We start from the raw sequence: 10596 nt of genomic DNA on the forward strand, positions 1-10596 counted from the left end.
CAGCTTTTACATGCTTTTTGGCTTCACAAATGCAGTACATGCGTTTTTCTAATACTGAAGCTAATTTATTACCCGAAAATCATAAAGTTAACATTGAATATGATCATTTTTTAGAACTTTTTGGTGAAGAAGGTAATCTTATAATTTTAGCAACTAACGATTCAACAATTTTTACACCAAAAAAGTTCAATGCTTGGAATAATCTATCAAAAAAATTAGGTAGTTTTCCTGAAATAGACTTCACAATTGCTGTTGGAGATATCAAAACATTAAAGAAAAACACTGAAGAACAAAGATTTGATCTAGAGCCACTTTATAATAAAACTCCTGAAACCATTGAGGACGTTCTAAAAATTAAAACTGAGCTTTTTGAAAACCTTCCTTTTTACGATAATTTTTTATTCAATAAGAAATCTGGAACTATTAGAACTGTTATATATTTAAAGAAGGAAATTGTAAATACATCCATTCGTAAAGACTTCGTTTTCAATATATTAAATCCAACTATTGAACAATTTGAAAAAGACCACAATATAAATATTAGAGTTTCTGGTATGCCATACATACGCACCATGAATGCTCAAAATATTATTGATGAAATTGGTATTTTTGTAGGGTTGGCTTTAGGTGTAACAGCCTTAATTTTCTTTTTCTTCTTCCGTTCAATTAGAGCAACATTAATAACGCTTTTAGTAGTGAGTATTGGTGTAGTTTGGGCATTTGGGATCATAGGTTTGTTTAGATATGAAATAACCGTTTTAATGGCACTAATTCCTCCTTTAATCATTGTTATTGGAGTACCAAACGCCATATTTTTGATAAATAAATACCAGCAAGAAATAAAAAAACACGGTAATCAGGCCAAATCATTACAACGCGTTATTTCAAAAGTTGGTAATGCAACTTTAATGACCAATGTTACTACTGCTTCTGGTTTTGCAACATTTATTTTTACTAAAAGTCAACTTTTAAGAGAGTTTGGTACTATTGCTTCAATTAATATTTTAGGGATATTTATTTTGGCGTTATTTATAATACCAATTATGTATAGTTTTATGCCTTTGCCAAAGGAAAAACACTTAAAACATTTGGAAAGAAAATGGATTGATGCCATTATCAAATGGATGGAATCTATTGTTAGAAATCATAGAATTTCAGTATACATAGTAACAATTATTTTGATGATTGTGAGTATTAATGGAGTGTATATGATTAAAGTTTCTGGAAGTATTATTGAAGACATGCCTCAAGGTGAAGAATTCTTTAAGGATATTCTGTTTTTTGAAGAGGAATTTGGTGGTATTATGCCTTTAGAAATTATAATTGATACTAAAAAAGAAAAAGGTGTTATGAAACTTTCTACGCTTAAGCGTATGAATGAACTTAATGAAACTATTGATGAAATACCACAGCTTTCGAAATCAATTTCAGTTTTAAATTTAGTTAAATATTCCAAGCAAGCATTTTATGGTGGAAATCCCAAATACTATCAGTTACCAACGAATCAAGAAAAAAATTGGATTTTATCATATTCTAAAAACTCTACTTCTAGCAATAATTTAATGGATAATTTTGTTGATTCTACGGGGCAATATGCTCGTATTACAACTTTCATGAAAGATATTGGGACTGATAAAATGGAAATTATTGAAGACCGGATACAGCAAAAAATAGACAAAGAATTTCCTAAGGAAGACTATACCGTTACTATGACAGGTAAAGCCTTGGTGTTTTTAAAAGGTACAAATTTTTTAATTCACAACTTAATGATTTCACTTTCATTAGCTATTTTATTAATTGCTATTTTTATGGCCTTCCTGTTTCGTTCATTTAGAATGATTTTAATTTCATTATTACCAAATATTTTTCCGCTGCTAATAACCGCAGGATTAATGGGATATTTAGGCATTCCTATAAAACCTTCTACAATTTTAGTTTTTAGTATTGCCTTTGGAATTTCAGTTGATGATACTATTCACTTTTTAGCAAAATATCGTCAAGAGTTAATAGCTAATAATTGGCGTATTAAACAATCTGTTTATAAAGCATTACGCGAAACTGGTGTAAGCATGTTTTATACTTCAATAGTTTTATTTTTTGGATTTTTAGTGTTCACAGTTTCAAGTTTTGGTGGTACAATAGCTTTAGGCGGTTTGGTTTCTGTCACTTTATTATTTGCAATGGCATCTAATTTATTACTATTACCTTCTTTATTACTTTCATTAGAAAAAAGTATCGCAAATAAAGAAATATTTAAAGAACCAACACTTGATATTTTGACTACTAAAGATAATAATGAAGATAAATAAACGTAATTTTCAAACAATTTCAATCTTTACTTAGCAATTGTCAATTATCAATTGTTCATGTATATTTGCAACTCTTAAAATTTAGATTATGACAAGAACCAATGTAGCTGAACTATTAAGTTCAGGTAAATTTTTACAAGAAATAACCTTAAAAGGTTGGGTAAGAACATTTAGAGCAAATCGTTTTATAGCTTTAAACGATGGCTCAACTATTCATAATATTCAATGTGTTGTAGATTTTGAAAATACTGACGAAAATATTTTAAAACGTATTACCACAGGTGCTGCTATATCCATAAAAGGAACCTTAATTGAAAGCCAAGGAAAAGGGCAAAATGTAGAGGTGAAAGTTTCTGAAATAGAAATTTTAGGAGATTGTAATCCTGAAGAATACCCAATACAACCAAAAAAGCATAGTTTAGAGTTTTTACGTGAAAACGCTCACTTACGTATAAGAACAAATACTTTTAGTGCAGTAATGCGTTTACGTTCTGCATTGTCATTTGCAGTTCATAAATATTTTGTTGAAAAAGGTTTTTATAATTTTCATGCACCAATAATTACAGGTTCTGATGCTGAAGGCGCTGGTGAAATGTTCAACGTAACAACACTTAATGCAGAAAAACTTCCAAAAAAAGAAGACGGAACTATTGATTACTCTAAAGATTTCTTCGGAAAAACAACAAGTCTAACAGTATCAGGTCAACTAGAAGCCGAAACCTATGCAATGGCTTTAGGTAAAGTATACACTTTTGGTCCAACTTTTAGAGCTGAAAATTCAAATACAACACGTCACTTATCTGAATTTTGGATGATTGAACCTGAAGTTGCCTTCAATAATTTAGATGACAATATGGATTTGGCAGAAGATTTTATTAAATCTGTTATTTCATATGTTTTAGAAAATTGCAAAGATGACTTGGCCTTTTTAGATAACAGATTGGTTGAAGAAGATAAATCTAAACCTGTTTTAGAACGCAGTGAAATGGCTTTGATAGAAAAGCTGAATTTTGTTGTTGAAAATAATTTTAAACGTGTTAGTTATACGGAAGCAATAGATATTTTAAGAAATTGCAAACCTAACAAAAAGAAAAAATTTCAATATCTAATTAACGAATGGGGTGCAGATTTACAGAGTGAGCATGAACGTTATTTAGTTGAAAAACACTTTAAATGTCCTGTTATTTTATTTGATTACCCAGCCAATATTAAAGCATTTTATATGCGTTTAAATGATGATGGGAAAACAGTAAGAGCAATGGATGTTTTATTCCCTGGAATTGGAGAAATAGTTGGTGGAAGTCAGCGTGAAGAACGTTTGGATGTTTTAAAACAAAAAATAACTGAATTAAATATTGACGAAGAAGAATTATGGTGGTATTTAGATACTCGTAAATTTGGAACGGCTGTACATAGTGGTTTTGGACTTGGTTTTGAACGATTAGTTCAATTTACAACAGGTATGGGAAATATACGCGATGTAATTCCTTATCCACGTTCACCACAAAATGCTGAATTTTAATTCACAAAATTAAAAAACATAGTATTTTATACTATGTTTTTTTTGTATTTTTAACCAAAGTCATTTCAAACCTATCAATGTTAAAACAAAGTTTAAATTTTAAATTATTACAAAAATTATCTCCTCAACAAATTCAGTTGATGAAGATGATTCAATTACCTACACAAGAATTTGAACAACGTTTAAAGCAAGAATTGGAAGAAAATCCAGCATTAGAAAGTGGAAAAGATGATGAGGATGAATACAGCGACTCGCAATCAGAAGATGAATATGATGAATCTGGAAATGAAAATATTGATACTGACGACATAAATATTGATGAATATTTAAGTGATGATGAAATTCCAAATTACAAAACACAAGCAAACAACTATTCTGCTGATGATGAAGATAAACATATCCCTTATGCTTCTGGAACTTCATTTACACAACATTTAAAAACTCAGATAAACACATATAGACTTACAGAAGAAGAAGAAATAATTACCGATTTCTTAATTGGAAGTATTGATGATAGTGGCTATATTAGAAGAGATTTAATTGATGTTTTAGATGATTTAGCTTTTACACAAAATATTTTCACTACTCAAGAAGAATTAGAAAGACTTCTTAAATTAGTACAACAATTAGACCCTGCAGGTGTTGGTGCGCGTGATTTAAAAGAATGTTTATTAATTCAATTAAAACGTAAAATCGAGAAACCAAGCAGAATACTTGCTATTAATATTTTAGAACAATCTTTTGACCATTTTGTAAAGAAACATTACAAAAAATTACTACAAAAATTTCATATTTCAGAAGATCAATTAAAAGAAGGTATTCAGCAAATTGAAAAATTAAACCCAAAACCTGGTGGGTCATTTGTTGGAGGTAATAAAATTGCTGAACAAATTGTACCAGATTTTACTGTTAGAATTGTTGAAGGTGAGCTAGAACTTACTTTAAACTCTAGAAATGCTCCTGAACTTCATATTTCAAATGAATACAACAATTTATTAAAAGGATATAAAGACGCTACAGATAAATCTAAATCACAAAAAGAAGCGGTACAGTTTATCAAACAAAAACTAGATTCTGCAAAATGGTTTATTGAGGCCATAAAACAGCGGCAGCAAACATTATTTTTAAATATGAATGCTATTATTCAACATCAAAAAGAATATTTTTTATCTGGTGATGAGCGAAAACTAAAACCAATGATATTAAAAGATATTGCTGATGTGATTAATATGGATGTTTCCACTGTTTCACGAGTTGCAAACAGCAAATATGTATCAACACCTTATGGAACAAAGTTAATTAAAGAGTTCTTCTCTGAATCAATGAAAAATGACCAAGGAGAAGATGTTTCCACAAGGGAAATAAAAAACATCTTAGAAACTGTTATAAATGAAGAAAATAAAAAGAAACCTTTAACCGATGACAAGTTAGCTGTTCTACTAAAAGAAAAAGGTTATCCAATAGCAAGAAGAACTATTGCGAAATATAGAGAACAATTAGATATTCCAGTCGCTAGATTAAGAAAAGAAATGTAATAAAAGCCTTCACAAAATTAACTATGAAATTTTTCAAATTTGTTTCTTATTTTTTCCATCCAATAAATTTTCCAATTATTGGTACTATTTTATATTTTCTCTTAATTCCTGAATATATATTTAAACCTCAAGAGCATCTAATTATAACCGTAATATTTATTGGAACCTATGTTTTCCCTCTTTTTCTATTAATTTTACTTAGAAGGTTTAAAATGATAGATAGCTACCATATGATTACTATTGAAGAGCGAAAATTCCCTACATTATTATTTATTTCTATCTGCTATATTATAGGAAATTGGCTCTTTAAATCTACTGTTGTAGATATATTATCCCTATTTTATTTTGGATATGGTTTGGTGTTAATTTTCACATATATATTTTTATATTTTAAAATTAAAATAAGTTTACATACATCTGCAATTGGCGGATTAATAGGGTTTTTGATTTATTTTAGCTTCCATTATAAAATAAATTTAATCATCTTATTATCAATATTCTTTATGCTAAGCGGCTTAATTGCAACTTCAAGATTGAGATTAAAGGCACATTCTATTCGTGAAGTATTATTAGGTTACACGATTGGAATACTTTCTCAGTTTATTGTTTATGGAATATATTACATTATATAGAATTTTAAACCTACATTAAATTCTTTTAAATCTAACTTTTCATTATTAAAATTCACACTCTTAAAAATAGGGTTTAAACCATAGTAAACATATAAATTCCAAGTACTAAAACCTGTTGATAGTGTCAATCCGTATTGAATTTTATTGAATTCTGATACATTTTTAGTTGAAATATTTTCATCTGTATCTCTATATATCGTTTTAGCGGAAACTACATAGGCAAGTTTTACACCTCCATAAACTCTCCAAAATTTATATTTCTGAGGCGTTGAGTTTCTCCATCTAATTTCAATTGGCATTTCTAAAGCACTAATACCAAACCTATTTGTATCATAGTCTTGAGCGGCTTCAAACAAGGTTATTTGATTTTCTGTAGATATCTTCAAATTTTGAATGAATGCATTGTAAGCATAACCTAAACCAATACCAATACCAAAATTTCTATTTTCATTAAAGGGGATGTCTTTTATAAAACCAAACGAAACACCTCCTGAAAACCCATTTTGAGCAACATCAGAAGGCTTATCAGTTAATATATTATATGTTAGAGATAAATATATTTGATCTTCCAAGTATCTCAAATCAATGCTATCCTTATTAACTTGGGCTTCAAGATTAAAAAAGAATAATAAAAAACTAATTATAATCCAATATTTACTCATAAAACAAATATACTGTATAAAACCAAAAAAGGCAATCAAATAGTCTTTGATTGCCTTAAATAAATTGAAGAATTATATTTCTAATAATTCGATTTTAAGTTAGTTCCTTTTGTTGTTGAAAAACTAACTTTTAAAGCATTTATATCTCTTAATTGCTCTTTAATATCTAATATTGTACCAACATTAGCTTCTTTATCTGCTTTTATAGAAGTTGTCATAAATTTAATTTCATCTTCACTTCTAATAGCTCTTTCCGCAAATATAAAACTAGGAATATCTTTTACATCAATAATTTTATCATTTACTTGAATTTTATCTCCCGATATTCTAGAATCTTTAGATTTACCAACATAAATAGTACTTACCAAACTCTTTTGCTCAAGTTTTTTCACTTCACTTGCAGTTGGAAGAACTGGTTTTTTTAGTAATAAATCAGTTTCTCTCATAGTAGTTGATACCATAAAAAAGAACAACAACATAAATACAATATCAGGTAAGGATGCTGTAGAAATAGCAGGCAATCCTTTTTTCTTCTTTTTAAATTTACTCATATTCTGATATTATTTAATTGGTTCTGGTTCAGAGATTATTTGAGGGTAACTGTCCTTCAAAAAGTCTATCTTATTTTTCAAACTCTCCGATCCATTATTCTTGTAGTCATCTAAAAGATCCTTATAAGATCTCTTATATTTTTTTAAGGCTAATTTATTTCTTAATTCGTTATAAGCTCCTTCTATTTCATTTTGAATTGAAACATACATACCATAAGTTGTACCTCTATCACTTTGCAAAGATATAACTGCTTTTGTTGGATGATCTGAAGATGTTGGTAACTTGTTACCATTACAATAATCACAAGGTTCTCCTGGTTTACCATCTTTTGGAGCTGATAATCCACCTCCATTGTCAATAAATTGCATTGTCAATCGTTTGACATCTGTAACCTGTACAAATTCATTTTCAACTAAAAGCTGATTGTTACGGTTTACAACAATATCTAATACATTCTTTTCTTTAACAATGATATCAATATTTTGATCTGGTGGTGTTTTCTCTGGTAGCTTACGTGCAATACCTGAGTCAACATCCATAGTAGTTGTTACTAAGAAAAATATTAGAAGCAAGAACGCAATGTCTGCCATTGAACCAGCATTAATTTCTGAGTTTTGTCTTCTTGCCATTTTCAGTTAATTTTTTACTAATGATTTAACAAAGTCAAAAAAGAATGCTCCAAAACCAATAACACCTAATATGGCACTAAAGTTTATACCTGTACTCACCCATTTTGATATACTACCAGCTTCTCCATATTCTAAAACTTTACCCATAGACGTAACTGCTCCATCATCTGCTAAAGAATAAGCAACAACTAAAAATACAAGTAAAATTCCAACTCCCATTAATGTTCTTTTTAATACATCTGGGTGTTTAACCATATTCAAAGCTGAAAAAGCAACAGAAATTATAGCTGTAACTGCTAATATAACAAGTGAAAATGTAATAAATGGAGACAAAATACTATTTTGCAGGTCTGCATCTACTTTAAGAACTTCATCACCTTCAATCAAAATTCTGACGAAGAAAAAGAAACCTATTAACCCTATTAGTCCAGCGACTAATGTTAATATTTTTGATAATTTCGTATTCATAATTTAATATTATTTTTTGTGTTTAACCAAAAGGTCAACAAGTGAAATTGAAGCATCTTCCATATTATTTACAATACTATCAACTTTAGAGATAATGTAATTATAAAAAACTTGAAGAATAATTGCTACAACTAAACCAAACACTGTTGTTAATAAGGCAACTTTAATACCACCCGCAACTACTGTTGGAGAAATATCACCCGCTGCTTGAATAGAGTCAAATGCCCCAATCATACCAATTACAGTTCCCATGAAACCAAGCATTGGTGCTAAAGCAATAAATAATGATAACCAAGAAATGTTTTTCTCTAATAACCCCATTTGAACTCCACCGTAACCAACAACTGCTTTTTCAGCTGCGTCTACTCCTTCATCCATTCTATCTAATCCTTGGTAAAATATTGAAGCTACAGGACCTTTTGTATTTCTACAAACTTCTTTTGCTGCTTCTACACCACCTGATTGTAAAGCTTCATCAACTTTATTTACTAATTTCTTAGTATTAGTTGTCGCCATATTAAGATAAATGATTCTTTCAATTGCAATAGCTAAACCTAAAATTAAGGCTACTAATACAATTCCCATAAAGAATGGTCCACCTTCAATAAAACGTTGTTTTAATTCTTGGTGAAATGTTTTCGATTCTGTTGCATCTGCAACTTGTTCCGTTTTTGCTGCATCTTGTGCAATAGCTTTAGGTGCTGCTCCAAATAACAATAACCCTGTAATTGCAAGGATAGTAAATACTCTTTTCATTGTCTAAATAGTTAATTTATTAATTTTTCGGTTTAAATATATAATAATTTTCACAAAGCAAATATATCTGTTAATACAAAGTTCTCAAAGTCTTTTTAAAATATCTTATTCAACTCTTCTCAACTTCATTTGCGAATGGCAAGTAACAAAAAATTGTTGAATTCTGAAAATTTTAGACCCACTTTAAGTTATTTTTTTGAAAACTCTGTTTTTTTTTATTATCAACAAAAATCAATCCAAAATACCTTATTTTGTTGAAAATAAATTTAAAATACTCAAATTTAGTTCAATAAAAATTAATCAATAATAGTTATCTCTCCTCTTAATTCTGTTTCGAAAAAATATTTAAACTTATTTTTAGGAATATTCTCACCTAATAGATACATTAATTTTGCCAATGCTGACTCAGTTGTAATGTCATTCCCACTTATAACTCCTATCTTTTCAAGTTCAATACTTGTTTCATAGTGCCCCATAATTACACTTCCACTAACACATTGCGTCACATTTACAATCTGTATCCCTTTTTTTATAGCTTCTTTTAATAAGTCAATAAACCATTTTTCAGTAGGTGCATTTCCAGAACCAAAAGTTTCTAAAATTACCCCTTTTAACCCTTTACTACTTAATATACTTTCAATAACAACTTTAGTAATTCCAGGGAATATTTTTAAAATGGCTACATTATTATCTAATCGCTTTCTAACTTTTAAAGGTTTTATAATTGTTGGCTTGTAAATTAATTGTTTATTAAATTTTAAATGGACTCCACTTTCTCCTAATGGAGGAAAATTAGGTGAAGTAAATGCTTCAAAATGCTCCGAATTTACTTTAGTAGTCCTATTAGCTCTATACAACTTGTATTCAAAATACAAACATACTTCAGAAATTATTGGATTTCCATTCTCTTGTGCCGAAGCTATTTCTATAGAAGTAATCAAATTTTCCTTTGCATCGGTTCTTAAATCTCCAATTGGCAATTGTGATCCTGTAAAAATTATTGGTTTTGATAAATTTTCAAACATAAAACTTATAGTTGATGCTGTGTATGACATCGTATCAGATCCATGCAAAACAACAAAACCATCAAATTTGTCATAATTATCTTCAATAATTTCAGAAATAACAACCCAATCCTCGGTATTCATATTTGATGAATCAATAGGCTCTTCAAATGAAATAGTATTAATGGTACATTTTAAATGATTAATTTCAGGAATGTGTTTTATTAGCTTATCAAAATTAAAGCTACGTAAAGCTCCTGTTTTGTAATCTTTAACCATACCTATGGTACCACCAGTATAAATTAAAAGTATATTTGGAATTTTTGTCATTTTGTCTGTTGATATATTTTGGAATAATTTATGATGTAAATTTACCGAAATAAAATATAATAATTTAAAAAGAAATTTATGATCGGTTTTTATATAATAATTGGCGCTATCTCTTTAATTAGCTGGCTAGTAAGTAGAAAATTAAAAAGCAAATTTAATCACTATTCAAAAATTCAATTACGAAATGGATTGAGTGG

Annotated in this window: 10 protein-coding genes and 1 pseudogene; 5 read left to right on the top strand and 6 right to left on the bottom strand. The window is 28.8% G+C overall.

Annotated elements, in window-relative coordinates; genetic code table 11:
* From Q0352_RS07895 to Q0352_RS07910, 4 genes are all read left to right on the top strand, one after another.
* Positions 1 to 2309 (top strand): RND family transporter (locus Q0352_RS07895; protein WP_367274617.1); only part of this gene is annotated, 2309 nt, incomplete at its 5' end.
* 88 nt (positions 2310 to 2397) lie between these two features.
* Positions 2398 to 3831, top strand: coding sequence for an asparagine--tRNA ligase (asnS, locus tag Q0352_RS07900; protein WP_299526235.1), 1434 nt, complete (start codon positions 2398 to 2400; stop codon positions 3829 to 3831).
* A gap of 77 nt (positions 3832 to 3908) precedes the next feature.
* Positions 3909 to 5366 carry an RNA polymerase factor sigma-54 gene (gene rpoN / locus Q0352_RS07905; RefSeq protein WP_299526238.1) on the top strand — a complete coding sequence of 486 codons (1458 nt, stop codon included), beginning with the start codon at positions 3909 to 3911 and terminating at the stop codon, positions 5364 to 5366.
* A 23-nt stretch (positions 5367 to 5389) separates the two neighbouring features.
* Positions 5390 to 5998, top strand: coding sequence for a hypothetical protein (locus tag Q0352_RS07910; RefSeq protein WP_299526241.1), 609 nt, complete (start codon positions 5390 to 5392; stop codon positions 5996 to 5998).
* On the opposite strand, the gene Q0352_RS07915 is transcribed toward Q0352_RS07910, so the two are convergent.
* The 6 genes from Q0352_RS07915 to Q0352_RS07940 form a co-directional block, all read right to left on the bottom strand.
* Positions 5986 to 6660 carry a porin family protein gene (locus Q0352_RS07915; RefSeq protein ID WP_299526244.1) on the bottom strand — a complete coding sequence of 225 codons (675 nt, stop codon included), beginning with the start codon at positions 6658 to 6660 and terminating at the stop codon, positions 5986 to 5988. The genes Q0352_RS07910 and Q0352_RS07915 overlap by 13 nt on opposite strands.
* A gap of 80 nt (positions 6661 to 6740) precedes the next feature.
* On the bottom strand, positions 6741 to 7211 hold the full coding sequence (locus Q0352_RS07920) for a biopolymer transporter ExbD (protein ID WP_299526247.1): 471 nt from the start codon (positions 7209 to 7211) through the stop codon (positions 6741 to 6743).
* A 9-nt stretch (positions 7212 to 7220) separates the two neighbouring features.
* Entirely contained in the window at positions 7221 to 7841 is a 621-nt protein-coding gene (locus Q0352_RS07925; RefSeq protein WP_299526250.1) for a biopolymer transporter ExbD, read from the bottom strand.
* 6 nt (positions 7842 to 7847) lie between these two features.
* Positions 7848 to 8309, bottom strand: a complete 462-nt coding sequence (locus tag Q0352_RS07930) for a hypothetical protein (RefSeq protein ID WP_299526253.1) — start codon at positions 8307 to 8309, stop codon at positions 7848 to 7850.
* A gap of 9 nt (positions 8310 to 8318) precedes the next feature.
* The gene (locus Q0352_RS07935) at positions 8319 to 9065 is read right to left on the bottom strand and encodes a MotA/TolQ/ExbB proton channel family protein (RefSeq protein ID WP_299526256.1); all 747 of its coding nucleotides are present in this window, start codon (positions 9063 to 9065) and stop codon (positions 8319 to 8321) included.
* 296 nt (positions 9066 to 9361) lie between these two features.
* Positions 9362 to 10399 carry an asparaginase gene (locus Q0352_RS07940; protein ID WP_299526259.1) on the bottom strand — a complete coding sequence of 346 codons (1038 nt, stop codon included), beginning with the start codon at positions 10397 to 10399 and terminating at the stop codon, positions 9362 to 9364.
* 78 nt (positions 10400 to 10477) lie between these two features.
* Here Q0352_RS07940 and Q0352_RS07945 point away from each other — a divergent pair.
* Positions 10478 to 10596, top strand: a pseudogene (locus Q0352_RS07945) (zinc metallopeptidase); the annotation flags it as partial.

Origin of the sequence: uncultured Lutibacter sp., assembly GCF_937891065.1 — a bacterium.
Lineage (GTDB): Bacteria > Bacteroidota > Bacteroidia > Flavobacteriales > Flavobacteriaceae > Lutibacter.